The organism is Streptomyces sp. NPDC002845 (assembly GCF_053591955.1).
Window position 1 is genome coordinate 17935 of sequence record NZ_JBSFUU010000085.1, and the last position, 24917, is coordinate 42851.

At 70.4% G+C, this 24917-nt stretch carries 26 protein-coding genes; 15 read left to right on the top strand and 11 right to left on the bottom strand.

Annotation, left to right across the window (positions count from 1 at the left end; translation table 11 throughout):
* Positions 1-5: 5 nt before the first annotated feature.
* The gene (locus tag ACWD3C_RS39610) at positions 6-1760 is read right to left on the bottom strand and encodes a substrate-binding and VWA domain-containing protein (protein WP_451152020.1); all 1755 of its coding nucleotides are present in this window, start codon (positions 1758-1760) and stop codon (positions 6-8) included.
* A 195-nt stretch (positions 1761-1955) separates the two neighbouring features.
* Between ACWD3C_RS39610 and ACWD3C_RS39615 the strand changes: the two genes are divergently transcribed.
* Positions 1956-2756: a CPBP family intramembrane glutamic endopeptidase gene (locus ACWD3C_RS39615; protein ID WP_451152022.1), complete on the top strand. Its 801-nt coding sequence runs from the start codon at positions 1956-1958 to the stop codon at positions 2754-2756.
* A 95-nt stretch (positions 2757-2851) separates the two neighbouring features.
* Here the strand turns inward: ACWD3C_RS39615 and ACWD3C_RS39620 are convergent, their stop codons facing one another.
* Positions 2852-3661, bottom strand: a complete 810-nt coding sequence (locus ACWD3C_RS39620; protein ID WP_451152024.1) for a PhzF family phenazine biosynthesis protein — start codon at positions 3659-3661, stop codon at positions 2852-2854.
* Positions 3662-3807: 146 nt separating this feature from the next.
* Positions 3808-4023: a hypothetical protein gene (locus ACWD3C_RS39625; protein WP_451152026.1), complete on the bottom strand. Its 216-nt coding sequence runs from the start codon at positions 4021-4023 to the stop codon at positions 3808-3810.
* Between the two features lie 299 nt (positions 4024-4322).
* Here ACWD3C_RS39625 and ACWD3C_RS39630 point away from each other — a divergent pair, with 299 nt between their 5' ends.
* Genes ACWD3C_RS39630 through ACWD3C_RS39640 form a run of 3 tightly spaced genes read left to right on the top strand, consistent with a single transcriptional unit; the run spans position 4323 to position 8781 of the window.
* Entirely contained in the window at positions 4323-7460 is a 3138-nt protein-coding gene (locus ACWD3C_RS39630) for a CHAT domain-containing protein (RefSeq protein ID WP_451152028.1), read from the top strand.
* Positions 7457-7864, top strand: a complete 408-nt coding sequence (locus ACWD3C_RS39635) for a hypothetical protein (protein ID WP_451152030.1) — start codon at positions 7457-7459, stop codon at positions 7862-7864. The genes ACWD3C_RS39630 and ACWD3C_RS39635 overlap by 4 nt, the downstream gene beginning before the upstream one ends.
* On the top strand, positions 7861-8781 hold the full coding sequence (locus ACWD3C_RS39640; RefSeq protein WP_451152032.1) for a hypothetical protein: 921 nt from the start codon (positions 7861-7863) through the stop codon (positions 8779-8781). Before ACWD3C_RS39635 ends, ACWD3C_RS39640 begins: the two co-directional genes overlap by 4 nt.
* A gap of 581 nt (positions 8782-9362) precedes the next feature.
* Here ACWD3C_RS39640 and ACWD3C_RS39645 read toward each other — a convergent pair.
* Positions 9363-9926, bottom strand: coding sequence for a DinB family protein (locus ACWD3C_RS39645; RefSeq protein ID WP_451152034.1), 564 nt, complete (start codon positions 9924-9926; stop codon positions 9363-9365).
* Between the two features lie 248 nt (positions 9927-10174).
* Between ACWD3C_RS39645 and ACWD3C_RS39650 the strand changes: the two genes are divergently transcribed.
* Positions 10175-10810, top strand: a complete 636-nt coding sequence (locus ACWD3C_RS39650) for a PadR family transcriptional regulator (RefSeq protein ID WP_451152036.1) — start codon at positions 10175-10177, stop codon at positions 10808-10810.
* A 91-nt stretch (positions 10811-10901) separates the two neighbouring features.
* Here ACWD3C_RS39650 and ACWD3C_RS39655 read toward each other — a convergent pair whose 3' ends face one another.
* Both ACWD3C_RS39655 and ACWD3C_RS39660 read right to left on the bottom strand, forming a co-directional pair.
* Positions 10902-11330, bottom strand: a complete 429-nt coding sequence (locus ACWD3C_RS39655) for a type II toxin-antitoxin system Rv0910 family toxin (protein ID WP_451152038.1) — start codon at positions 11328-11330, stop codon at positions 10902-10904.
* 127 nt (positions 11331-11457) lie between these two features.
* Positions 11458-11646, bottom strand: coding sequence for a hypothetical protein (locus ACWD3C_RS39660; protein ID WP_451152040.1), 189 nt, complete (start codon positions 11644-11646; stop codon positions 11458-11460).
* Between the two features lie 198 nt (positions 11647-11844).
* Here ACWD3C_RS39660 and ACWD3C_RS39665 point away from each other — a divergent pair, with 198 nt between their 5' ends.
* From ACWD3C_RS39665 to ACWD3C_RS39675, 3 genes are all read left to right on the top strand, one after another.
* Positions 11845-12399 (top strand): Clp protease N-terminal domain-containing protein, encoded by a 555-nt coding sequence (locus tag ACWD3C_RS39665; RefSeq protein WP_451152042.1) that lies wholly within the window; start codon positions 11845-11847, stop codon positions 12397-12399.
* 325 nt (positions 12400-12724) lie between these two features.
* Positions 12725-13762: an EamA family transporter gene (locus ACWD3C_RS39670; protein WP_451152044.1), complete on the top strand. Its 1038-nt coding sequence runs from the start codon at positions 12725-12727 to the stop codon at positions 13760-13762.
* 261 nt (positions 13763-14023) lie between these two features.
* Positions 14024-14971 (top strand): DMT family transporter, encoded by a 948-nt coding sequence (locus ACWD3C_RS39675; RefSeq protein WP_451152046.1) that lies wholly within the window; start codon positions 14024-14026, stop codon positions 14969-14971.
* 165 nt (positions 14972-15136) lie between these two features.
* Here ACWD3C_RS39675 and ACWD3C_RS39680 read toward each other — a convergent pair whose 3' ends face one another.
* Both ACWD3C_RS39680 and ACWD3C_RS39685 read right to left on the bottom strand, forming a co-directional pair.
* On the bottom strand, positions 15137-15787 hold the full coding sequence (locus ACWD3C_RS39680) for an FMN-binding negative transcriptional regulator (RefSeq protein WP_451152048.1): 651 nt from the start codon (positions 15785-15787) through the stop codon (positions 15137-15139).
* Positions 15781-16467 (bottom strand): pyridoxamine 5'-phosphate oxidase family protein, encoded by a 687-nt coding sequence (locus tag ACWD3C_RS39685; protein ID WP_451152050.1) that lies wholly within the window; start codon positions 16465-16467, stop codon positions 15781-15783. Before ACWD3C_RS39685 ends, ACWD3C_RS39680 begins: the two co-directional genes overlap by 7 nt.
* 35 nt (positions 16468-16502) lie before the next feature.
* On the opposite strand from ACWD3C_RS39685, the gene ACWD3C_RS39690 reads away from it, so the two are divergent.
* The gene (locus tag ACWD3C_RS39690) at positions 16503-17834 is read left to right on the top strand and encodes an aminotransferase class I/II-fold pyridoxal phosphate-dependent enzyme (RefSeq protein ID WP_451152052.1); all 1332 of its coding nucleotides are present in this window, start codon (positions 16503-16505) and stop codon (positions 17832-17834) included.
* Positions 17835-18052: 218 nt separating this feature from the next.
* Here ACWD3C_RS39690 and ACWD3C_RS39695 read toward each other — a convergent pair whose 3' ends face one another.
* The gene (locus ACWD3C_RS39695; protein ID WP_451152054.1) at positions 18053-18994 is read right to left on the bottom strand and encodes a DMT family transporter; all 942 of its coding nucleotides are present in this window, start codon (positions 18992-18994) and stop codon (positions 18053-18055) included.
* Positions 18995-19068: 74 nt separating this feature from the next.
* On the opposite strand from ACWD3C_RS39695, the gene ACWD3C_RS39700 reads away from it, so the two are divergent.
* The gene (locus ACWD3C_RS39700) at positions 19069-19989 is read left to right on the top strand and encodes a LysR family transcriptional regulator (RefSeq protein WP_451152056.1); all 921 of its coding nucleotides are present in this window, start codon (positions 19069-19071) and stop codon (positions 19987-19989) included.
* Between the two features lie 72 nt (positions 19990-20061).
* Here the strand turns inward: ACWD3C_RS39700 and ACWD3C_RS39705 are convergent, their stop codons facing one another.
* Positions 20062-20529, bottom strand: coding sequence for a pyridoxamine 5'-phosphate oxidase family protein (locus tag ACWD3C_RS39705; protein WP_451152058.1), 468 nt, complete (start codon positions 20527-20529; stop codon positions 20062-20064).
* 137 nt (positions 20530-20666) lie between these two features.
* Here ACWD3C_RS39705 and ACWD3C_RS39710 point away from each other — a divergent pair, with 137 nt between their 5' ends.
* Positions 20667-21311 carry a cysteine hydrolase gene (locus ACWD3C_RS39710; protein WP_451152060.1) on the top strand — a complete coding sequence of 215 codons (645 nt, stop codon included), beginning with the start codon at positions 20667-20669 and terminating at the stop codon, positions 21309-21311.
* A 2-nt stretch (positions 21312-21313) separates the two neighbouring features.
* Here the strand turns inward: ACWD3C_RS39710 and ACWD3C_RS39715 are convergent, their stop codons facing one another.
* Positions 21314-21820, bottom strand: a complete 507-nt coding sequence (locus ACWD3C_RS39715) for a Rieske (2Fe-2S) protein (RefSeq protein WP_451152062.1) — start codon at positions 21818-21820, stop codon at positions 21314-21316.
* A 175-nt stretch (positions 21821-21995) separates the two neighbouring features.
* Between ACWD3C_RS39715 and ACWD3C_RS39720 the strand changes: the two genes are divergently transcribed.
* The 4 genes from ACWD3C_RS39720 to ACWD3C_RS39735 all read left to right on the top strand — a co-directional run bounded on the left by ACWD3C_RS39720 (position 21996) and on the right by ACWD3C_RS39735 (position 24822).
* Complete coding sequence (locus ACWD3C_RS39720; protein WP_451152064.1) at positions 21996-22751, top strand: HipA family kinase; 756 nt, start codon at positions 21996-21998, stop codon at positions 22749-22751.
* Positions 22748-23131 carry a DUF3037 domain-containing protein gene (locus ACWD3C_RS39725; RefSeq protein WP_451152066.1) on the top strand — a complete coding sequence of 128 codons (384 nt, stop codon included), beginning with the start codon at positions 22748-22750 and terminating at the stop codon, positions 23129-23131. The genes ACWD3C_RS39720 and ACWD3C_RS39725 overlap by 4 nt, the downstream gene beginning before the upstream one ends.
* Before the next feature lie 136 nt (positions 23132-23267).
* Positions 23268-24029 (top strand): 3-oxoacyl-ACP reductase FabG, encoded by a 762-nt coding sequence (gene fabG / locus ACWD3C_RS39730; protein WP_451152068.1) that lies wholly within the window; start codon positions 23268-23270, stop codon positions 24027-24029.
* Between the two features lie 10 nt (positions 24030-24039).
* A complete protein-coding gene (locus tag ACWD3C_RS39735; protein WP_451152070.1) occupies positions 24040-24822 on the top strand; it encodes an SDR family oxidoreductase in 783 nt (260 codons plus the stop codon).
* Positions 24823-24917 lie beyond the last annotated feature (95 nt).

The window sequence follows — 24917 nt, forward strand, 5'->3', positions numbered from 1 at the left end:
AGGGGTCAGTGTCGCGTGCCTGCTGCCGTGATGGCCTTGAGGATCACGGAGTGGATCTGGGACGGGGCGGTGACCTGGTGGGCCGAGCCGCCGGTGGCCGTGGCGATCTCGTCGAGCTCGGCACGGTCGGCCTCCGGGCCCACGGCGATCGCGATCAGGGGCACCGGGCGGTCCGGGTCGGTGGTCTGCCGCAGTTCGGTGACGAGGGCGGAGAGGGAGATGCTTCCCGGGTCCTGGTTCACACCGTCGGTGAGGAGGACCAGCGCGTTGAACCTGCTCGCCGCGTACGAGGAGACAGCCGCCTCGTACGCGGCCAGCGTGGTGTCGTACAGGCCGGTCTCACCGTCCGGCACCGGCTCCAGGTCGTTGAACGCGGCCGACAGGCGGTTCCGCTGGGTGCCGTCGCCCGAGCCGGTGCCGAGCCGTTCGGTGGGCACGAGGACGCGGTGGTCGCGGTCGCCGTCGAGCTTCGTGGCGAAGTCCCACAGGCCGATCTCGTCGTCGGGGGTGAAGGTGGCGAGGGCCTGGAGCAGGGCGGCCTTGGTGACGTCCATACGGGACCGGTCGGTGCCCGGCACCGGCTGAGCCATCGACCCGGAGGAGTCGACGACGGTGGTGATACGGGCGCTCTGCACGGTGACCGTCCACATGCCGAGCGCCTCCTGGAGATCCCTCGCCGCGGCCGGTTCGGCGGGGTCCGCCCGGTACGGCTGCGGGGCGCGACCGCCGGCCTGGGTGACGAGGCCGGGGGCGGCGTGGTCACCGGTCGTGCGGAAGCCGTGCCGGGCCAGTATCTCGCGGCTGTCGCCGTCGGCCAGCAGGGTCATGAACCGCAGGGCGGCGCTGCGCTCGTCCGTGGTCAGCCCCGCCTGCTCGACCAGGGCGTACGGGTAGTCCAGCCGCGGTGATCCGTCCTTCGGGTAGAAGAGGCCGAGCCGGTCGCCGCCGTCCGCCGTGGCGTTGTACGTGTATGCCGACTGCTCGGAGAGGAACAGCGCCTGGTTGCGCTGCGGATTGCCCTGCTCGGTGCCGGAGGCGTCGCGCGGGAGGGTGGCCAGGACCTGGGCGTCGCTGTCGACGGTGCGCTGCGAGAGTGCCTTCGCCAGGGCCGCCGCCTGCGTGTCGCCGTCGTTCGCCCTGGCTGCGGCGGTGGTCAGCCGGGTAAGGGCGAGCAGCCCGGTGGCGCTGCGCGCGGGGTCGGCCGAGCCGAGCCGCAGCCGACCGTCCCCCAGGGCCGCGCCCGCCAGCTCGGTCCAGGTGTATGTCTCTCGGGGCCAGTCCAGGGTCCGCGCGGCGGACGGAATCACCGCGACGCCGACGGGGGACGAGGCCACGTTGCCGATGGGCGTCACTCGCGTGGACCGGGCTTCTCCGGTGACGTGCCGTACCCATACGTCGGAGTCCGGCACCCACACCTGGAGGTCGGACCCCTCGCCGGAGCGCAGCGCGTCCGCGACCTCGTACGACGCCCGGCCGGTCACGCGGATGTCGACGCAGCGGTCGTCGGAGACGATGTCGTCCTCGCGGACCCGGTCGGCCGCCGCCCGGAGCACGGGGGCGATGTCGGGAGACGCGGCCACATTCAGCCGTACCGCCTCGTCCTCGCAGGAGGCGCCGAAGTCGAGCAGCCCGCCGCGCGCCGCGGCCGCGACGGCGGTGAGCACGAGGACCGTCGCGACGGCCGCGGTGCGGCGGCGCACGCGTGACCGAGGGCCGGTGGCGCCCGCCCCGGAAGCGTCGGGCAAGCTGTGACGTCCCATGCGCGAGTGACCTCCCTGGTGAGTCTCGGGGCGGGAAACAGCGGTGGGGCAGAAGCAGGGGGAGGGCGGGCCGTACAGCGTCCGTACGGTGTCCGTCCCCCGACGGTCTGTCGTGCACGATCTTCATAACCTCTGTCGAGACCCTAGCGGGGCGAAGATGGGGCATGAGGCGGGATTACTCAACTGGAGGCGGGAGTGCAGGTGGAGGCTGGGGCGGTGGCCGGTTCTTTGCCGACGGAGCGGCCGACCCGACGGATGTTCCGGGACGAGACACTGCTCGTTCTGGGTCTGTCGCTCGGTGCGAGCGGGGTGGCCGCGCTGATCAGGTTTGTCGGGTCGGTGACCAGACCGGGCGGGCTGAAGGAACAGGCCGCGAACCTCAACGCCTCGGCCGCGCCGGGCCGTCCGTGGCTTGATCTCGCGTGGCAGCTCTTCGGGATCACGACGGCTCTGGTGCCCGTCCTGCTGGTCGCGCACTTTCTGCTGCGAGAGGGCCAGGGGCTGCGGACGCTCGGCTTCGACCGGACGAAACCATGGACCGATCTCGGCCGCGGGGCCGTGATCGCGGCGGTGATCGGCAGCACCGGGATCGCCTTCTATCTCGCCACCCGCGAGCTCGGCTTCAACCTCACCGTGGTGCCCGAATCGCTGCCCGGGGTGTGGTGGAAGTACCCCGTGCTGATCCTCTCCGCGATCCAGAACTCGGTCCTCGAAGAGGTGATCGTCGTCGGGTATCTGCTCCGTCGGCTCGACCAGTTGGGCTGGACACCGGGCACCGCGCTCGCGGCGAGCTCGGTGCTGCGCGGCTCGTACCACCTCTACCAGGGCATCGGCGGGTTTATCGGCAACATGGTGATGGGTGTGGTGTTCGTCTGGCTGTACCGGCGCTGGGGGCGCGTGGGACCGCTCGTGGTGGCCCACTCGTTGCTCGACATCGGGGCGTTCGTGGGGTACGCGCTGCTGGCCGGGAAGGTGGGTTGGCTGCCCACGGCGTGAAGGGCGGCGCGGGGGTGCTGGCAGGGGCGTACGGCGATGTCGTACGCCCCTGCCGTGCCGCCACGCGTGGTACGGGGAACCGGCCCGCTGTGCCGTCAGGCCAGCAGCTCGCCCTCGATGACCGTGACCGCGCGGCCGGTCAGGAGGGTGCGGTCGCCGCGGAGCTCTGTGCGGACCAGGCCGGAACGGGGTGAGGCCTGGAGGCCGGTCAGGGCGGTGCGGCCGAGGCGTTCGGACCAGAACGGGGCGAGGGCGGTGTGGGCGCTGCCCGTCACGTGGTCCTCGTCGATGCCGACGTTCGGGAAGAAGCAGCGCGAGACGAAGTCGTGGCCGCCCGCGGGGTCCTCGGCCCCGGCGGTGGCGATGATGCCGCGCTCCGAGTAGCGGCCCAGCGCCCGGAAGTCGGGAGAGAGGCCGAGAACCGTCTTCTCGTCGGCCAGCTCCACCAGCAGGTCGCCGACGTTCGGGCCGGTGTCGAAGGCCGAGAGCGCCTCGGCGCCCAGCGCCTCGGCCGCGCCGTCCGGGAGTTCGACGGGGGTGAGGGGCGCGGTGGGGAAGTCGAGCGTGAGCGAGCCGTCCTCGTGGGGCGTGGCGGCGAGGACACCGCTTCGGGTGGCGAACCGCACCGGGCCGTCGTGGGCTCCCGTGGTGTTCAGCACGTGCGCGGTGGCCAGCGTGGCGTGGCCGCACATCGCGACCTCGGCGGCGGGCGTGAACCAGCGCAGCGCCCAGTCGGCCGCGCCGCCCTCGGGGAGGCGATGCGCGAACGCCGTCTCGGGGTGGTTGACCTCCCGGGCCACCTGCCGCAGCCAGGCGTCGTCCGGGAAGGCGTCGAGGAGGAGGACTCCGGCCGGGTTGCCGGCGAAGGGCCGGTCGGTGAAGGCGTCGACGATTCGAATCCGCATGGGGCGACGCTAGACGAACGGCGAAGGCGCAGGCCAAGGCCAATTCCGGGGTGCTGGACCGGTTTCGGGCCACGCCGGGCGGGTTCGGGTTCTGGTGACGAAGACGACGAAGGTGACGCAGAGGACCGGCCGTGCGTCCGCCGGCTTCAGCGGCAGAGCTGCATGACGGTGTCGTCGAAGTCGGGGTACTCCGCGCTGGTCGGCTTGATCATGGAGTTTGGTCGGGCTTGTAGGGGGTGGTCGCTTCCCAGCGGGAGCCGCGTCTCATGGTGTGGGGCATCACCGCTCACGCCCTCGCCACCGTCGTAGTCGAACGGCATGGCCATCGCGGCGGGGAGCTGTCGATGGTCGGTGGGCGCCATCTCCGCAGGTCGGCGACTGGCGGGACGGCGATGGCGGAGCCGGTCTTGTCCTTTGACAGCCAAGTTAGTCCGGTGCGATGCCCTGGCCTGGGGTGACTAGGTTGGATGTCAAACGATCAGTCCTGGTCTGTTGCCTCCGTGAGGTGACGACAGCTCCACACGCAGCAGTTTCATCACCATGTCAGCCACTCCTGGAAGGGTGCCGACCGAAGCCGCACCACGAGTCACCAAGGTCGCCTAGTCTTCTGGGCTACCAGGCTCCAAGCGCGTAAGAGGTGCGGCCGAGGAGGGGGTTCGCGGTGCAGGCTGGCGATGAGCGAGACAAGAGGCGAGCACTGAAGAGCGCCGCGAAGTTCAAGGCGCGAGGGGACTACGCACAGGCGGCGGCACTTCTCGAAGAGCAGATCAGGCGCGCACCCGATGTCGAACTGCTCACAGCCGCCGACGAGTTGATCTTCTCCGGATTTCGCGCCGGTGAGTTTGGCGCGGTGCTGTCCCTCACTCGTACGCTGTGGTCCCTCTTACGGGCCGTCCAGGGCGACGGCCCTCCGATCGTGGAGCGTGCCACCACGGTCATGCTCTTCGCGGAGCGAGTCGGACAGGACGACCTTGCCCGGAAGATGGCGGATTACGTCCTTCAAGCGAGGCGGGGATATCTGCCCGACCGGCACCCCGACCTCGTTCTGGCGTTGAACGACGCTGCACGCCTGCACCTCGCGGTGGGCGACGTTGACGCGGCTCGACCGCTGTACGAAGAGCTGGCCGGGGGCCTGCCGGGGGAAGGCCCGCAGGACAGCGATGAGGCATCCGCGCGGGCGTCGGCCCACTATCTGTTGGGCGAGCTGTGCTTGCGCTTCGGTGAAGGAGACGCAGCTGATGAGCACTGGACCCGTTCACTGGCCTGGGCAGAACACTTCGCCGACAGCCGACCGATGCGGATCGCCGCGCATCTCGGCCTCGGGCAGCTGTTGCTGGCCTTCTCCGATACGTCCGGAGCAGCGCACCATCTTGAAAGGGCCTACGAACAAACCCGCTTGATCCTCGACTCTCCCGGAGAGTCGGCCTGGCTCACCCCGACAACCGACGCGGCGGCCGTGGCCGACATGCTCTTCAACCTTGGCATCGCTCACCGCGGCAGGCATGACCTCCTTGGCGCGGAGCGGGCGCTCCAGGAGGCGATCGACCTGTATTCAGCCCTCGCGAGGCGGGAGTCGGTGGCCGACGCGGTCGTGGCACTCGGGCATACCTATCAGGCGCACGGGGCCTTCGAGGCCGCAGAGCGACACTACGAGCACGCGCTTGCGATATTGGACGGGCTCGCTGAGCCCCTGCCGCAGACCAGACTCCGGATTCTTTCCAACCTTGGTGCTCTGCGGGAGCAGGAGGGGCGCCTCGACGAGGCTAGAAGTCTGTTTGGTCAGGCCGCCGAGTTCCTGACGGGCGAGACCCCGCCGCAGCAACGCTCGGCCCTGCTGAACAATCGTGGACGGCTGGCCTTCAAGTCCCACCGGGACCGGGAGGCAGCACGGTTCTATCAGGAGGCTTTGGACGCCTGCCGAGCGGACGAGGACGATGAGCCCGACCGGCGGCACATCCTCTTCAATCTCGCCGAGGTGCAACTGGCACTCGGCGACACCGCCTCGGCCGTATCAACGTTCCAGGAGGGCCTGAGCCTTGAGGACGCGCAGCTGTCGTCGATGCTCAGAACAGGTTCGCAGCGTGAGTGGCTTGAGGCGGTCACGGCCGCCCAGTACCGCGTCGACCAACTGCTCGACATGGTCGTGACTTTTCGCCATGGCGCCCGCGATAGCGTGGAGTTGGCAGCAGACGTGCTGTTGAACCGCGCCGGTCTTGCGACCACGACGAGCGTGTTCCAGCGCGACATCGCGTTCGGGTACGGCACGGACCCCCGGATCGGTGAACTCAGGCACAACCACACGAAACTGAGCAGGGCTATCGAGAGCAGGAGGCTGGCTGGTCCGCCCGTAGGAGGGGAACGCGGCCATGAGACAGGACTGATCGAAGACCGGTTCCGATTGGAGGCGATCGAGTCCGAACTCTCAATCCGTTTGTTCGCGAGCTCCGGCATCGAGGCGTTTGCCCTGCGGTGGCGTCAGATCGCGGAGGCTCTGCCCGCCGACACCGCCCTGGTTGCCCTGCGGCGCTACGCCTCATTCGATTACGCGAGCGACGACCGGACGGCCTCCCTTGCCGGCGATCATCGCTATGCCGCGCTCGTCCTGCACCGGCACAGGCCCCCTGCACTCGTCCCGCTCGGTACAGCCGACGAGATTGACGCCATGGTCGTTGACGTGGTCGCTGCTTTCAGCGGGCTGAAGACAGCCGATGACACTGCCGTTTCCGCCGTTCGCGAGGCAGTCATCGACCCGCTGTTGCCGCAGCTCGAGGGAGCGCGCGCGGTCTTGGTCGCCCCAGACGGTGAACTTAACCGGTTCCCGTTCGAATCCGTCCCTCTCGGTAATGGCCGTCTCGTCATGGACGACTACGAGGTGAGCTACCTCGCGAGTGCACGTGACGTCCTGCGGATCGGCGCGCCCTTGGCCCCCGCTGGTCCGCCCCTCGTCGTGGCCGATCCCGACCTGGACCTGAGATCCTCTACCGACGTGCCACCGGCGTCGGCCGCACCCGTCTTCGGCCCACTGCCCGCCGCCCGTGCCGAGGCGGAGCACATTGCAGGGCTGCTCGGCGTCGTACCTCTGCTGGGCAGCGACGCCGTGAAGGACAGGGTGACCGGGGCGTCCAGTCCTTCGGTGCTCCACGTCGCCACCCACGGCTTCTTTTTGCCGGCCACCACGCCGGACCTCCTGGATCCCCAGTCGATTCAGGTCGGCGCCGTCCTGCAGCCGTCCGACCCTGACCGGCGGATGATGACCCTGAACGGGACGCTGGCCACGCCGATCCACTTCACCGTCAAGCGTGACGGCGCGTTCCGGCGCCTGTCCGGCGACGGCCTGGACGACCCAATGCTGCGCTCTGGCCTGGCACTGGCCGGTGCCAACACATGGCTCGCCGGAGGAGAACCGCCACACGAGGCGGGAAACGGCGTGGTCACTGCGGCTGACCTGGCAGCCGCCGACCTGAGTGGGACCAGGTTGGTCGTGCTCTCGGCATGCGACACGGCGCTCGGTGAGACTCGGACCGGTGAAGGGGTCTTCGGGATGCGGCGTGCGGTCTCGCTCGCAGGCGCCCGCACTCTGGTGATGAGCCTATGGAAGGTGCCCGACAAGCAGACCCGCGAGCTGATGACCGAGTTCTATGCCCAGGTGATGGCCGGCGCGGCCGTGGCGGAAGCGCTGACTACCGCCCGAAGGGTGCAGCGCGTGAAATACCCGCACCCCATCTACTGGGCGGCGTTCGTCTGCCAGGGCGATCCCGGCCCTGTCCAACTCGACCAGTCGGAGAGGGAGAACACGTGACAAGCGTCGCCGAAATCACCGCGCTGCTGCGGCCGCTGCCGAGCCCCAACCCGTACCCCAGCGTCATGGTGGACGACAAACAGGACGCCTCCCGCGCGCTGACAGCGGCACTCCAGTACTTCGATGCGGACGACGACCGTCAAGCTGTGACGGTCCACTTGGCCGGAGAAGAGCTCGGCCTGCTCCACCGCCGTGACGCCTACAGCCTGCCGCCGCCCCTGCTGAGCACGCGGGACTACGGGGCTTCTGACCAGGCGGCCCTGCCCGGCGATGTGCGGTACGAGATGATCAACATGCGCTGTCCCGTCACGAACTGTTCCCACCGCTTCGCCTTGATCCTTTATCCGCTCCAGCTGCCGCGATGCCCGGTCCACCCCGAACAGACGCTGGTGGTCGCCGGATGAACGCCATTGCACCACCCGGCCTGGGCCAGGACCACGGACGCCGCTTCTCGATCACCGGCACCATCCCCACGCTGGCTGTGCTCTTCACCGTGCTGGCCGAGCTCGCTGCGGGCGCGCCCTCAGAGATGCCCAGCAGGAAACAGCTGGTCAGTTCTCTGCAGTCGTTGGTTCCCGGCGAGTGGGTCCTGCTCTTCCTCGGCGTGATCATCGCCGCGCTCCTGCTCCAGCCCCTCCAGCAGCAGTTGGTGCGTTGGCTTGAGGGCTACCCATTGACGCGAGGAGTCGGAGTGCTCCTGGGGCGTCCGCTCATCGCGCGATGGCGGCGTCGCTGGGAGCGGCTGAATACGTTGCAGCAGCGGGTCGATCCTCGTCCTGAGGACCTGCCTGTGATGGTCGAAGCCGCAGCACGTCTGGCCAAACTGCCGCGCGCCCCGGAACGGCTTATGCCGACCAGGCTCGGAAACATGCTCCGTGCCGCTGAGGACCGGCCCGCCGAGACCTATGGCCTCGACACGGTGGCCGCCTGGCCGGAGCTGTACGCGGTCCTTCCGGAGCGGACGGCGTCTCTCGTGGACGACGCCCGGGATCAGCTCGATATGACCTGCCGTATGACCGCGGCCTTCGCCGTGATGGGCGGCCTCTCGGCAGCGATTCTCCCGTTCAGCCGGTGGACGTTTCTGGCCGTAGCGTTCCTTCTCGCCTCCGCCCTGACGTACCGAAGCGCGATTAGCGCTGCCGAGAACTACGGCCGACTCGTCAACACGGCCGTGAATCTCCACAGATTCGACCTCCTCACCGCCTTCCACCTGCCACTGCCTGCCGGGCCGGACGAAGAACGCGCGCGGTTCCGTGCCCTCTCAAGCCGTCTCCGCCAGGGCCTGCCCGCCACAGAGCCCTACGAGCACATATCCGCATAGGAGCTGGTCCACAAGGCCGTACAGCAAGCAGGCCGGACGCAGGGGCCGAAGCGCGTTCGGGTAGGCAGAGCGTTGTCCCCGCCCCGGCCGGCCGGGACCTTCGCCCGTAACGCAGTCGTCGAGCAGTGGACGCCGTCGTCGCTCACGTACAGCGTCACGTACGACAGCTCGACGTACGCCTCGCAAGATCCACCCCAGCCGATACGGCCACTCGGCCGCCCCAGTCCCTCGTCCCGTACGACTTGGTTCACTGGCAAGAAAGCCAAAGCGACTGGGTTCGCTGTCAAACGCCTCGATTGGATGACAGCGGACAGTCCTGTCCCGAAGAAGACCGTAGGGAAGGTTGAGTAGTCTCACCGAAGGTTGAGCGCGGTGGGAGGCGGCCTTGGTGATGTTCATGGAAGCTTCGCCAACTTCGAACATGCAGCTAGAAGGCCCTGGCGTGGCGCTCGCCCGGATGCCAGGGCCTTCTACCTGCGCAGAACGGCGGTTAAAGATCGTGAGGCCTCTCGGCGGCAGCAGCCATGGAGCGCCACGGAGTCCACTTAAGTTTCCGAAGCTCGATCGCCGGTTACCGAAAGTCATATTCGGTGCGGTACGGCTCCGTCCTGCCAGCGGTAGAGGTCGCGCAGTAGGGAAATCTCGGCGCCGTGATGGATCAGCTCCCTGTTGACGTGCAGGACCCTGTTCTCCATGGGAAACCGCTCGGGACCCATCGTGGGCGGATTGTCCAGGTCAGCGTCCGAGAGCTTGCGGACCCCCGCGTTCCATCTCCCATACATCTCATCGAGCTGTTTTAGCGCCTCGTCAGCGGTCCCCGCGTAGGCGAATGTCTGGGAGTCGACGTCCTGGCCGCCGAAGTGCCATCCGACCCGATAGCCCAGGCAGGAGACGATGATGTGCGCCAGCCGCCAGGCAATCGTGGTCACCGGTGCCGGCACCGGGTCAGGGGACGCGGAGTCCATCGTCCACTTCCCCGAACCTGCCGATATCGGTGCGGCCGACGTGCCACGTGGGCGGATGCTCCAGCAGCCGCGCACCGGCTCCCAGAAGTACTCCTCGTCAGTAAGACCGTCCAGCCGTGGCCGCAGATTCTTGCGCCAGTACCAGTCCAACTGCTCCGCGAGCCGCTCGCTTCTTGTCATTGCCGCACACTACAGACCCGTCGAGCAGAGTAATCGTCGCCGTCTGCGGTCATCCTCCACTGTCACGAACCCTGCAGACAGTCATCCCTAACTGGCACAGAAGTCCCTTGATCGGCCTTCGCTGGCAATCGATCAACACCCACTGACACAGGTCAACCTGCGTGTTCGGCCCAGGTCTTGCCATGCGAACTGTTCCGATATATCGTTGAGGCATCGCGACAGATCAACGATGGAATGGAGTGATTGCGATGCGTTCGCATGGAAGCGACTACGGATTCGAGCGTGGCCATGGACGTCGTGGCGGGCCCCAGCGACAGGGTCGGGGCGACTACGAGGCGCGGCGCGGGGCGTTCGGGCCCTTCGGGCCGGGGCATGGTGGTCCCGGGATCCCCGGGTTCGGTCCGGGGCCCTGGGGAGGGCGCGGCAGGGGCGGTCCCAGGGGAAGGGCGCGCCGCGGTGACGTGCGGGCCTCCATCCTGGCCCTCCTCAAGGACCGGCCGATGCACGGATACGAGATGATCCAGGAGATCGCCGAGCGCAGTGGCGGGGCGTGGAAGCCCAGCCCGGGTTCGGTCTACCCCACCCTCCAACTGCTGGAGGACGAGGGGCTCATCACCAGCGAGACCGAGGGCGGCAAGAAGCTGTTCTCGCTCACCGAGTCGGGCCGCGCCGCGGTCGACGAGGGTCCCGAGGCGCCCTGGGAAGAGGCCTCGCGCGGGGTCGACTGGGAGGCGCTGAGCGAGATCCGGACGGCCGGCTTCGGCCTGATGGAGGCGTTCGGGCAGGTCTGGAAGACCGGCAACAAGGACCAGCGCGACAAGGCGCTGGCTGTCATCAACGAGGCCCGCAAGAAGCTGTACCTGATCCTCGCCGACGAGGGCTGACGGGCCGCTGTGTGTGAGAGTGCCCCGCGGAGGCGGTTCCTCCGCGGGGCACTCTCATGCATGTGTGCGGGCGGGTGCCCGGGGTGTCCCGTCAGCCCACCAGTCCGCCCAGCTTCCGCAGTGACTCGCTGAGCGCTGCCGTGGCCGAGTCCTTGAGCTTGCCCGCCATCAGGGAGACGGCCGCGCCCGTGAAGGAGGCGTCGATGCGGACCGTGGTGGCGCCGCCGTCCGGGGTGAGCGTGTAGCGCGTGGCGAGGTCCACGGCCATCGGGCCCTTGCCGCGGATGGCGAGCGCTCGGGCGGGCTCCAACTCGGCGACGGTCCACTCGACCTCGGCCGGGAAGGCCATGAGCTTCATGTTCTCCTGGAAGGTGGCGCCCACTTCGAGGGTCTCCGGGCCGCCCTTGGGGAAGCCGGTGTGCGTCGTGTTCCACTCGCCGTACGCGGACCAGTCGGTGAGCTGCGCCCAGACCTTCTCGGCAGGTGCCTCGATCCGTGCCTCCGCGCTGACCTCGGCCATACGACCACCCCTTCGTGTCGGGCTGCAATGTCGCGGAACGTAGCCGCAGGGCCTGGAACATTCAATACTGACGAACCGTCAGGAATTATGGAGAGGAGGAGGGGGAGGAGCCTGATTCTGCGGGCGTTCAGCCCACCCGCCGTATCACCGCCGCGTCGAACAGGTCCCACGCGCGCGGGAAGGGGCTCTCGTCGTGGCAGTGCCAGGCCTCCCAGAACAGGTCGGCGAGCAGGGCGTCCTCGGGGGCGTACACCCGGTACACGTACTCCCTGCCGTCGATCGCCGGCAGGGCCACCAGCCAGCACCTGCTCTCCATGCTGCGTTGGACGAGCGCCGGTGTCATCCGGTTGCGTTCGGGGCGTGCGGCAGGACGGCGCGCGCCCCCTCCGGGGGCATCGGCGTGATCTCATCCGTAAGGAGGAGAAACGAGTCATCCGTGCCCAACCTCTGTCGGACGCGAAAATGCTTCCTTCCGTGGATGACTCGGCTTGGTGGGACTGATGGGGTGGGGGTTGTGCAATCCCGTATTCCTCGGCAGGCGGCCGCCGACCATGGCCCGAACCGTTCGGAACCCGAGGCCAGGCTCAGTGAGGAGCTGGCCTCGGTGATCGCCGCCGCGCGCCGCAGAGCGCTGAGAGACGGGGACCGGCAGATCGACACGGCCCATCTGCTGCACACGCTCCTGGAGTCCGACCCCGAGGTCCGTGCGGCCTTCGACGACGGTCCGCAGGTCGCCCGGCTGCTCGGCTACCTCGTGCAGCGCAGCATCGGCTACGGCCTGCGCTGGCAGAGCAGCGTCGAGGACTCCGGTGCCGTACCCGTGCTGACCGAGCCGACGGGTTTCTCGCCCGTGGCGGCCGGCGCGATGGAGGAGGCCTGCGAGCGCGCCGAACGGCGGGGTGAGGGGCGGGACGCGGGGCGCGCCCTCGGGGTCGACCTGCTCGCCGCGATGGTCGCGGCTCCCGAATCGCGGGCGGTGGAGGTCCTGGGGCGCGCAGGTGTCGACGTGGAGGTGCTGGCGAGCCGGGCGGCGCGGCCGTACGCGGCGGGCGGGGACGCCACCTGCTGAGCCCTCGCGGGCGTCTGCGGAGTTCAGCTGTTGAGCCTCGCGGGCCGCGTCCAGCTGTTCCGTTCTGTCTCTGCAGGGCGTCCGGCGTCCAACAGCCCGGTCTCCATGTGCCGTCTCCACGTGCCGTCCGGTGATCGGTCGTCGAGTACCTGTGGCCACTTGGTGCCGAGCCCCCGGGTCTCCGTGGTGGCTTGCGGTGTCCAGCCGCGCATCCGTCGCGGGCCACCTGGTGTTCCGTATCCGAGCCTCCGCGGGCCGATGTCGGCGTCCAGTCGCTGAGACAGGTGTCATTGGGGATGACGGTCCTGACTTTGCCTGTCATCATGTGCCGGTGCATACGTCTCAGAGCAGTCAGGGCGGGCGGGGAAGAAGCGTCGGCCTGGGCCTCGCGCTTGTGTCGGCGCTCGCCTTCGGCGGATCGGGTGTCGCGGCCAAACCGTTGATCGAGGCCGGGCTCGAACCGCTCCACGTGGTGTGGCTGCGGGTCGCGGGCGCCGCGCTGGTGATGCTGCCGCTGGCCGTCCGCCATCGGGCGCTGCCCCGCAGGCGGCCCGCGCTGCTCGCCGGGTTCGGGCTCCTCGCGGTGGCCGGGGTGCAGGCCTGCTACTTCGCCGCGATCTCCCGGATTCCGGTCGGGGTCGCGCTGCTCGTCGAGTACCTGGGGCCCGCGCTCGTCCTCGGCTGGGTGCGGTTCGTGCAGCGGCGGCCGGTGACACGGGCCGCGGCCGTCGGGGTCGTCCTCGCGGTCGGCGGCCTCGCCTGTGTCGTCGAGGTGTGGTCGGGGCTCGGTTTCGACGTGCTGGGGCTGCTGCTCGCCCTGGCCGCGGCCTGCGGCCAGGCCTGCTACTTCGTACTCTCCGACCAGGGCGGCGACGCCGGTGAGGAGGCGCCGGACCCGCTCGGCGTCATCGCCTACGGCCTGCTCGTCGGCGCCTTCGCGCTGACCGTTGTCGCGCGCCCCTGGACCATGGACTGGTCGGTGCTCGCGGGCTCCGCCGACATGGACGGCACAGCCGTCGCCGCCTGGCTGCTGATCGGCTGGGTCGTGCTGATCACGACCGTCCTCGCGTACGTCACCGGAGTGGTCGCCGTACGCCGGCTCTCCCCGCCGGTCGCGGGCGTCGTGGCCTGCCTCGAAGCGGTCATCGCGACCGTGCTCGCCTGGGTGCTGCTCGGTGAACACCTGTCGGCGCCGCAGATCATCGGCGGTGCGGTGGTGCTGGCCGGCGCCTTCATCGCCCAGTCGTCGACGCCCGCCAAGCCCTCGGACGGGCCGGTCGCGGGCGGATCGGGTCGAGCGGGCGGAGTGGGTGGAGCGGGTGACGTGGAAAGGGAGTTGTCGGGCCGCGGGACCGCCGCATAGGGTGCTGATCATGCCTTCGAACGCGCTCGTTCTTCCCCCTCCGGCCGCCTGAGGCGGGCCCTCCCGGATCCATGCTCGGCGCTCTGCCGTCGAGCGGAACGGTGCTGCCCGCAGAAGTAGTCCGAGGACCTTTCCGTACGCCGGTGATCGGTGATCGGTGATGAGTGATCCGGTGAGCTGTTGATCCGGGGCTCTGACGCCCGTATCGACCCGGCGACGACGTGGTCCTTCCCTGCACTTCTGCGTCTGCGGAGAGAACACGTGTCGAATGCTGTTTCCGGCCTGCCCGTCGGGCGAGGCCTGCTCTGTCTGATCGTCGCCGGTGTCGCCTGGGGCACCGCGGGTGCGACCGCCTCGCTGGTCTACCGGGCCAGTGACATGGGGCCGGTCGCCCTGTCCTTCTGGCGCTGCGCGGGCGGGCTCGCGCTGCTGCTCGCCGTCCAGGCCGCACGTCCGCGGGTCCGGGCCACCGCCCCGGAGCCGCTCGGCCGCAAGGTACTGAGGGTCGGCGTCACCGGTCTCGGGCTCGCCGTCTTCCAGACCGCCTACTTCGCCGCCGTCTCGGCCACCGGCCTCGCCGTGGCGACCGTCGTCACGCTGGGCGCCGGCCCGGTGCTCATCGCGCTGGGCGCACGGCTGACCATGGGCGAACGGCTCGGGCGAGGCGGTGCCCTCGCCGTCGTAGGGGCCCTCGTGGGGCTCGCCGTGCTGGTGCTCGGCAGCGGTGAGGCGGCCGTACGGCCGTGGGGTGTCCTGCTCGCGGTGGTGTCCGCCGTCGGGTACTCCGCGATGACGCTGCTCACGCGGTGGTGGGGGCGCGACGGCGGGGCCGACGCGTCCGGTACGACGGTGGGGGCGTTCGCGGTCACGAGCCTGTGTCTGCTGCCGTTCGGCCTGGCGGAGGGGCTGGTGCCGGCCACGGCCGAACCCGCCCTGTTGCTGGGCCTGTTGGCGTACATCGCGGCCGTCCCCACGGCACTGGCCTACACGCTGTACTTCGCCGGGGCCACCGTGATCCGGTCGGCCACCGTCTCCGTGATCATGTTGCTGGAGCCGGTGAGCGCGGCCGTACTGGCGGTCGCGCTGCTCGGCGAACAACTGACGGCGGCGACGCTGGCGGGCACCCTGCTGATGCTCGGGTCCGTTGCGGGGCTCGCGGTGGCGGAGGCGCGGGGCGCGGGCGGGAGGGAGGAGCCGGTTCTCGTGTGAGTCGACGGGCGGGTGCGGGTCCTCCCGGGGCCCGCACTCCGGTCGTACGTCTCGGACGTTGCCCTCCGCCGCCGACGAGTCCGGCCCGCCCTTCGGATCGGGTCGGCCCGGCTCCCGGGTGAACCCGGCCCCGGCCGCGAGTCCGGGCCCGGCGCCGGACCTCCCTCACCTGGCGGAGGGAGCCCACACACCTCGCCTGCGCAGCTGGTGCTCCCGCGCCGCCGTGTCCCCGGGACCGCCCCTGGCCGCGAGTTCCGCGGCGATCCGGTTCTGCACGGCCTCCGGCTGGTTGTTCGCGTACTTGAACTTCGCCCGTACGCCGGTCACTTCGAGCCGTAGGCCGCGGATGCCGGAGAGCATGCTGCCGTACGGGGCCTCGCCGACGGCCACGCTCGCCGATCCGCCCTCCGGCTGGAAGTGACCCAGCTGACGGTTCAGCAGGTCGGCCTTCTCGTCCGGGTCGTCCACGACGTGGGCCGTGCACCGGAGTTGGACGGCCGCGTACAGGCTCGTCGGCGTGCCGTGCTCGGGTGGGGCACCCGGCGCGTGCTTCCAGGGGCCCGGTATGTACACGTAGTCGTCGACCACGCTCAGCAGCACCTCGGGGTTCGCCTCCAGGGCCGGCCACAGGGGGTTGGGGCGGGCCAAGTGGGCCAGGACCTCGCTGCGTTCGGGGTCGTGGACGAAGTGCGTCGGCTGGACGTACGGCGGTTCGCCGGGCGGACCGTTGACGGCGAGCTGGCCGAAGTCGTGGGCGGTGAGCCACCGTTGCCACTCGGTGTCGTCGCGAGGTGTGTCCCAGGGGTGGATCAGCATCCGAGGGCCTTGAGGTAGTCGGGGAGTTCGACACCGGGGGTCAGGTCCGCGTCCGCGACCGGGGTCTCGTACCCCTTGCGGAGCGGGACGACGCCGGCCCAGTGGGGGAGGGCGAGGTCCTCGGGCTCGTCGTTGACGCCGCCCGTGCGGACCTTGGCGGAGACCTCGTCGAGGTCGAGGCGGATCACGGCGGTGGCGGCCAGTTCCTTGGCGTTGGCGGGCCGGGAGTCCTTCGATCGGCCGGGCACGACGTGGTCGACGAGGAAGTCCAGGGCGAGCCGCTTCTCGTCCGGATCGGTCACCTGGTGGGCGACGCCGTGCACCACCACCGAGCGGTAGTTGATCGAGTGGTGGAACGCCGAGCGCGCCAGGATCAGCGCGTCGACATGGGTGACCGTCAGGCAGACCGGCAGCCCCGGGTCGGCCTGGCCCGCCATCCGCAGCGGGCGCGAACCCGTCGAACCGTGCACGTAGAGCCGGTCGCCGACCCGCCCGTACAGCGTGGGCAGCACGACGGGGGCGCCGTCCCGGACGAAGCCGAGGTGGCAGACGTAGCCCTCGTCGAGTATCGCGTGCACCGAATCCTTGTCGTACGAGGCCCGGTTCGCGGAGCGTGTGGGGACGGTGCGGTCGGTCGGGGTGTAGGCGGCGGGCTGTGTCGTCGGCTGGGGCCCCTGCATTGCGCTCTCCATTGCACTAGTGCATAATCTGTTTTGTGCTAGGAGAGTATCGGATCGAAGGGCGGCGCGCAGCCGAGATTGCGGCGAGCGTCGAGCGCGCGGTGGGTGCGGGGGAGCTGGAGCCCGGTCAACTGCTGCCTCCCATGAGAGAGTTGGCGGTCGAGCTCGGGGTGAATCCCAATACCGTCGCGGCCGCCTATCGCACGCTGCGTGAGCGCGGGGTCATCGAGACCGCCGGGCGCCGGGGCAGCCGGGTTCGGTCCAAGCCGGCGACGACGGGGCGTGAGTACATCCGCGTGGACGTGCCGGAAGGGGTGCGCGACCTGGCGGCGGGCAACCCCGATCCGGCGCTGCTGCCCCCGCTGGCGGCGGCGTTCGCGGCGGCCGTCGAGGAGGGAGAGCGCGCGCCGGTCCTCTACGGGGAAGCCCCGGTGGAGCCGGAGCTGGCGCGGATCGCCCGGGCGGAACTGGACGCCGACGGTGTGCCCGACGGGCCGGTCGCCGTCACCTCCGGGTCGCTCGACGCCATCGAACGTGTCCTGGCCGCGCACCTCAAGCCCGGGGACGCGATCGCCGTCGAGGACCCCGGGTGGGGCAGCCTGCTGGACCTCGCGCCCGCGCTCGGACTGCGCATGATCCCGGTGGGCGTCGACGACGAAGGCCCCCTCGCCGACGACGTACGGCGGGCCCTGGAGGCCGGGGCGCGGGCCCTGATCGTCACGGACCGGGCGCAGAACCCGACCGGTGCCGCGGTGAGCGCCACGCGTGCGCGTGCCCTGCGTTCTGTGCTGGGGGAGCACCCGGAGACCCTGCTCATCGAGGACGACCACGGCTACCGGATCGTCGACCAACCCCTCCACCCGCTGGCCGGCACCACCCGGAGCTGGGCCTTCGTACGCTCGGTCGCCAAGGCGTACGGGCCCGACCTGCGGCTCGCCGTGCTCGCGGGGGACGCCGTCACTCTGGACCGCGTCAGAGGGCGGCAGAGGCTGGGGCCCGGGTGGGTGAGCCGCCTGCTCCAGCGCGCCGTCGTCCGGTTGTGGGCCGACGGCGCGGTGGACGCGCCGGTCGTGGCCGCGGCGTACGGGGAGCGGCGGGACGCGCTGATCGGCGCGCTCGCGGAGTACGGAATCGAGGCGCACGGGCGCAGCGGCATGAACGTGTGGATCCCCGTCCCGGACGAGACCGGCGTGGTCGCACGCCTGCTGCACGCCGGCTGGGCCGTCGCACCCGGCGCCCGCTTCCGGATGAGCGCACCACCGGGCATCCGGATCACCGTCTCGACGCTCACCCCGGACGAGACCGGGCAGGTGGCGGCCGCGGTGGCATCGGCCGCCGGCCCGGCGCCGGTGCGGCGGTACGTCTGAGCGGGGGTCGGGTCGGGTCGGGTCGGGGCGGGGGCAGGCAAGCTGTGAGTACGCCCGAGGGGGCGCCGGTACGGGTGTGTCCGATGGGCGGCGGGCTGGTGCAGTGCGGGTTCGTCCGGCCGGTCGGTGTGCGTGCGTCGAGGGGGTATCGATCCGGTGCGGAGCGGTGGGGTGCGCGTCCGGCCGGCCGGACGCCGCGCCGATCCCGTACGTGCGCGTCACCTCCGCTCCCTCGGCCGGACCTGAGTGAGTGCCGCCCCCGCGAGGACGATCGCGGCGCCGGCGGGTGTCGACCAGGTCAAGGACTCGCCGAGGATGGCGACGCCCGCGGCCGTGGCGATGACCGGGACGAAGTACGTGACCATCTGGGCCGTCGTCGGGCCGACCTCGGCGACCAGGCCGTACTGGACGAGCATGGCGACCCCAGTGCCGAGGGCGCCCAGCGCGACGACCGCGAGCAGTGGCACGACCGGGAGGCGGCTCGGCAGGGTGGTGAACAGCGGGGTGACGACGGCCAGTTGGACGGTGGCCAACAGCAACTGCGTGCCGGTCAGGGAGAGGTTGGAGTTGCTGGAACCGGCCAGCGTACGGCGGACGTAGATCCAGCCGATCGGATAGCTCAGCGAGGCCAGCAGGGCCATCGCCGTGCCTCTGGCGTCCAGACCGTTGAAACCCTGCCAGGCGCCGAGCACCGTGAGCACACCGAGGAAGCCGATGCCGAGGCCGGCGACCCGCACCCGCGTCGGCCGGTCCTCGGAGAGGGCGACCAGGGACAGAGCCATGCCCCACAGGGGCGAGGTCGCGTTGCAGATGCCCGCGAGCGTGGACGGGATCGTCAGCTCCGCGTAGGCGAACAGGGAGAACGGCAGCGCGTTGATGAAGAAGCCCGCGACCATGAGATGCGCCCAGGTCCGGGCGGAGCGCGGCAGCCGCTCCCGCTTCACCGCCATCACCCCCGCGACCACCGCCGTCCCGAACAGCAGCCGCCCGAAGGTGACCTGGAAGGGAGCGAAGCCCCCCGTGCCGACCTTGATGAGAAGGAAGCTGAAGCCCCAGATCAACGACAGGAAACCGAAGCGGAGGCGCCAGTCGAGCGTGGTCCGGCGGCGGTCGGTGGCGGGAGTGGGCGTGAGGGTTCGTGGTGTCGTGGCGGTGGTCATGGGCGTAACGATCCTCGGAACGATCTCGTAGAACAAGCGAGATTTGTCGCCCGGCATCTCGTAGCATTGCTTACATGTTGAACCTGGAGCGCCTGCGCACCCTCGACGCCCTCGCCCGGCACGGCTCGGTGAGCGGGGCGGCCGAGGGGCTGCACGTCACGACGTCGGCCGTCTCGCAGCAGATGTCCAAACTGGAGCGGGAGGTGGGGCAGCGGCTCCTCGCCAAGAACGGCCGGGGGGTGCGCCTCACCGACGCGGGCAGGCTCCTGGCCGAGCACGCCGCGCGGATCCTGTCCCAGGTCGAGCTCGCCCAGTCGGACCTGGAGGCACAGCGCGGCCAGGTCGTCGGAGAGCTGCGCCTCGCCGCGTTCCCCACGGCCGCGCGCGGGCTGTTCCCCGCCGTGCTCGGCGCGCTGCGGGCCGAACACCCGGCGCTGCGGGTGCGCAGCCGGGAGCTGGAGCCCGAGCTCGGGATCAACGCGGTGATCCGGGGCGACATCGACCTGGCCATCGTCCTCGACTGGTACAACAAGCCGCTGCCGGTGCCCGAGGGGCTCGCCAAGGCCACGATCCTCGACGACCCCGCGGACGTGGTGGTGCCGGAGAGCCATCCGCTCGCCGACCGGGACGAGGTCGACCTGGAGGACTTCGCGGACGACGACTGGATCGTCTGGCCCGAGGGCGAGTTCTGCCACGAGTGGCTGCTCTATACGCTGCGGGCCAAGGGCATCGAGCCCTGTATCGCCCATCGCGCCGGGGAGCACCCCACCCAACTCGCCCTGGTCGCTGCGGGGCTGGGCGTGTGCGTCGCGCCCCGGCTCGGCCGTGACCTGATGCCGCTCGGGGTGCGGGCGCTGCCGGTGAGGCACCGGGTCCACCGCTATGTGTACGCGGTGTGGCGCGTGGACGCCGACCGCCGGCCGTCGATCAGGGCGGCGGTGGCAGCGTTGCGGAGGGCCGGGGAGGAGATCGAGGCGGGGGCCGCCATGCGCTGACGGAACCGGCGGGTGTCACGCTGACGCGATCAGTGGGCGTGACTCGCTGACGTGATCAGGTGACGGTATGCCTCACAGGGACGCCAGTTTCCGGAAGTCCCACGAGGTGACGGCGTCCGGCTTCAACCGCAGCCAGGCGTGCCTGCCGTCGTGCGGGAGCTCGCCGATGCCGAAGTACTTGCGGGCGAACACCGGCTCGATGCCGACGAGTTCGGGGTGCGGCTCACCCGCGCGCGGGACCTCGCCGACCACCTCGACGGTGCCCGACAGTTCGACGCCCCGCAGTTCGTCGTACTCCTCGCCCGCGTCCACGACGACGGCGGCGCGCGGATCGCGGAGCAGGGCGGCCCAGCGCCTGCTGCGGATGATCGAGTACAGCCAGAGCGAGGTGCCGTCCCAGGCGAACCAGAGCGGGCTGACGTGCGGGGTGCCGTCCGCCGAGACGGTGGCGACACGGCAGGTGCGCTGGGTGGCCAGGAACTCGTCCAGTTCGTCGGGCGCCATCATGATCCTCCGGCCCCGGCGCTGAGTGACGGCCATGCGGTCCCCTTCGTCTCCGGCTCTTCTCCGGCGTACACCTGTCTGACGTGGCGTCAGAAAAGGATGAGGGTGTCTTCCGCCCGTGCGCAAGGGGCACTACGCTCGCCCGCCCCGACCGACGACGACAAGGGGGCACCATGCCGTCGCACGACCAGCTCGGCGAACTCCTCGACCCCGCGAGCACGGTCCTGCTCACCGTCGAGTGCCAGCAGGGCGTCGTGGGCCCGGACAGCGCGCTGCCCGAACTGGCCGAGGAGGTGCGCTCGTCGGGGGTGCTGGCCAACATCGCCCGGCTCGTCGCCGGGGCGCACGAGAGCGGTGTGCAGGTGATGCACGCCGTCGCCGAGCGCCGGCCCGACGGGCGGGGCGCGAACCGCAACGCCCGGCTGTTCCGCGCCGCCGAACGGCTGCCCGTACGGCAGTTGTCGGGCACCGCGGCCGTGGGCGTCGCCCCGCCGATCGAGGTGGCCGAGGAGGACTTCGTCGTACGGCGGCTGCACGGCCTGTCGCCGCTCGCGGGCACCGATGGCGACGCCCTGCTGCGCAACCTGGGCTGCCGCACACTGATCGTCACCGGCGTCTCCGCCAACGTGGCGATCCCCAACGCCGTGTTCGACGCGGTGAATCACGGTTACGCCGCCGTCGTGCCCCGGGACGCCATCGCGGGGGTGCCCTCCGAGTACACCCCCGCGATGATCCGCCACACCCTCGCATTGGTCGCCACGGTCGCGACCACGGACGAGGTGCTGGCGTGTCTCAAGCGGCCCGCGCGACGGGCCTGACCTCAGGCCAGCTGGATCGAGTCCCCGCTGACGGTGATCTCCTTGGCGGGCAGCGCCTGGGTGGCGGGGCCGCTCTGCACGCTGCCGTCGGTGATCGAGAAGTTGCTGTTGTGGCAGGGGCAGTTGATGAGGCCGTCGGAGATGCTCTTCACCGCGCAGCCCTGGTGGGTGCACGTGGACGAGAACGCCTTGAAGTCGCCGGCCGTCGGCTGTGTGACGACCACGCCCTCGCTCTCGAAGACCTGGCCGCCGCCTTCGGGGATGTCGGCGGTCTTGGCGAGCTCGGTGCCACCGGCGCCGGCGTTCTCGCCGCCGTTCTCGCCGCCGCCCGAGCCGCCGCTGCTCGCGTCGCTGCCGGCGCTGGTGGTTTCCTGGGCGCCGGAGGAGGTCGACGAGTCGTCGTCCGATCCGCACGCGGTCAGCGCGACGGCGAGTCCCGCCGCTCCGGCGGCCGTCATGACGGTGCGGCGGGCCGGTTTCGATGCGGGGCGAAGCGATGAGCTGTTCATATGCGAGGTTTCCCTTTCATAGGTGTTTCGTGATCCGTGCAGAGGTACGGAACGCGGCCGTCCGTTGCTCAGACACTGTAAGTGCTTGAGAGTTTGACTTGTTCGGGATCAGAGTGGCATAAGGGGGTGCGTGAGCCGCCGTCGGCGCCCAGTGGTACCTCAGTAACCTTGGAAAATGCTGAAAGAAGTCACCGCCACCCGCTTCATCACGCCCCTGCGTGAGGGCGGCTCGCTGCCGGGGCTCGTCGAGGCCGACGATCTCGGGACGTACGTCATGAAGTTCACCGGCGCGGGGCAGGGGCGCAAGACGCTCGTCGCGGAGGTCGTCTGCGGTGAACTCGCCCGGCGGCTCGGACTGCGCGTGCCCGGCCTTGTGACGATCGGCCTCGATCCCGTGCTGGGGCTCGGCGAGCCCGACCCGGAGGTGCAGGAGCTGCTGAAGTCCAGCGGCGGCACCAACCTCGGCATGGACTTCCTCTCCCGTGCGATCGGCTTCGACCCTCTCGCCTTCGAGGTGAGCCCCGAGGAGGCCGGCCGGATCGTCTGGTTCGACGCCCTGGTCAACAACGTGGACCGCTCCTGGCGCAACCCCAACCTGCTGATGCGGCAGGGGGACCTGTGGCTCATCGACCACGGGGCCACCATGATCTGGCACCACAACTGGCCCGGCGCCCGTACCTCCGCCGCCAGGCCGTACGACGCCTCCGACCACGCGCTGGCGCCCTTCGGACCGGATGTCGCCTCCGCCGCCGCGGAACTGGCGCCGCTGGTCACCGAGGAACTCCTGGCCGAGGTGACCGCAGAGGTCCCCGAGGTCTGGCTGGCCGACGAGCCCGGCTTCGACTCGCCGGACGCGCTGCGGCGGGCGTACGCGGAACCGCTGCTCGCGCGGGCCGCCGTCATCCATGAGCGCGTTCAGGGGGTCAAGTGAGCGACAGGCATGTCTTCGAGTACGCGTTGCTGCGGGTGGTGCCTCGCGTCGAGCGTGGTGAGTGCTTCAACGCGGGCGTTCTGGTGTACTGCCGCGCCCGGTCCTTCGTGGCCGCCCGTACGCACCTCGACGAGGCCAAGCTGCTGGCCCTGGACCCGGAGGCGGACGTGACGGGCGTACGGGCCGCGCTGCGTGCCGTCGAGGGGGTCTGCGCGGGCGGCGCGGCGGCGGGCCAGGCCTCGCGCGACGACGCCGGGCGGCGCTTCCGCTGGCTGATCGCGCCCCGTTCGACGGTCGTGCAGCCGGGGCCCGTGCACACCGGGCTCACCGCGGATCCGGCCGCCGAGGCGGAGCGGCTGCTCGACCTCTTGGTGAGGTAATGGATCACACGCGCGCGGTGTGCCGTTGACACCGGGTGCCAGGGCTTCTAGCGTCACGTCTGGTCAAGGTACTAAGCGGTTGCTCACCTGCGGGCGTACCGTGAGAGCCGCACCCCAAGGGCGAGGAGAAGCAGCAATGTCCACCACTGAGCAGCGGGTCGCCGTGGTCACCGGTGCCGCGCGCGGCATCGGCGCCGCGACCGCCGTACGACTGGCCGCCGAGGGACGCGCGGTCGCGGTGATCGACCTCGACGAGGCCGCGTGCAAGGACACCGTGGAGAAGATCACCGCCGCCGGCGGCAAGGCGCTCGCGGTCGGCTGCGACGTCTCCGACGAGGCCCAGGTCGAGGCCGCCGTCACCCGGATCGCCGAGGAGCTCGGCGCCCCGACGATCCTGGTCAACAACGCGGGCGTGCTCCGCGACAACCTGCTGTTCAAGATGAGCGTGACCGACTGGGACACGGTCATGAGCGTGCACCTGCGCGGGGCCTTCCTGATGACCAAGGCCTGCCAGCAGTACATGGTGGACGCCAAGTTCGGCCGCGTCGTCAACCTCTCCTCGTCCTCCGCGCTCGGCAACCGCGGCCAGGTCAACTACTCCGCCGCGAAGGCCGGTCTGCAGGGCTTCACCAAGACCCTCGCCATCGAGCTCGGCAAGTTCGGCATCACCGCCAACGCCGTCGCGCCCGGCTTCATCGTCACCGACATGACCGCCGCCACCGCCGAGCGGGTCGGCATGGGCTTCGAGGAGTTCCAGGCCGCGGCCGCGACCCAGATCCCCGTGCAGCGTGTGGGCCACCCGGACGACATCGCGGGCGCGATCGCGTTCTTCACGGGCGATGCCGCGGGCTTCGTCTCCGGTCAGGTGCTGTACGTCGCCGGCGGACCGCTCAACTGAAGGCAGGGACATGACTAAGGAACTCCCCGAAACCAGGGAACTCCCCGAGCTCTCGGGCAAGGCCGCCCTCGTCACGGGCGCCAGCCGCGGTATCGGCTACGGCGTCGCCGAGGCCCTCGTCGCCCGCGGCGACCGCGTGTGCATCACCGGCCGCAACGAGGACGCCCTGAAGGAGGCCGTCGAGCAGCTCGGCGCCGACCGGGTCATCGGCGTCGCGGGCAAGGCCCACGACGAGGCCCACCAGGCCGCCGCCGTCGAGCGCACCATGGAGGCCTTCGGGCGCGTCGACTTCCTGGTCAACAACGCCGGGACGAACCCGGTGTTCGGCCCGATCGCCGACCTCGACCTGGACGTGGCGCGCAAGGTCTTCGAGACCAATGTCGTCTCCGCGCTCGGCTTCGCCCAGCGCACCTGGCACGCCTGGCAGAAGCACAACGGCGGCGCGATCGTCAACATCGCCTCCGTCGCCGGGGTCTCCGCCTCGCCGTTCATCGGCGCGTACGGCATCAGCAAGGCCGCCATGATCAACCTGACCCTGCAGCTGGCGCACGAGTACGCGCCCGGGGTGCGGGTCAACGCGATCGCGCCCGCCGTGGTGAAGACCCAGTTCGCGAAGGCCCTGTACGAGGGCCGGGAGGCGGAGGCCGCGGCGGCCTACCCGCTCGGCAGGCTCGGCGTGCCCTCCGACATCGGCGGCGCCGCGGCCTTCCTCACCTCGGAGCAGTCGGACTGGGTCACCGGGCAGACGCTCGTGATCGACGGCGGCATCTTCCTCAACGCCGGGGTCGGCTGACGAGGACGGCGGACGCCGGTACCGGTCGGCAGCGACTCTGCCGACCGGTACCGGCGGCCGCCGCGCGGGCGTCCACAAGGGCGTCACAGGGGCCG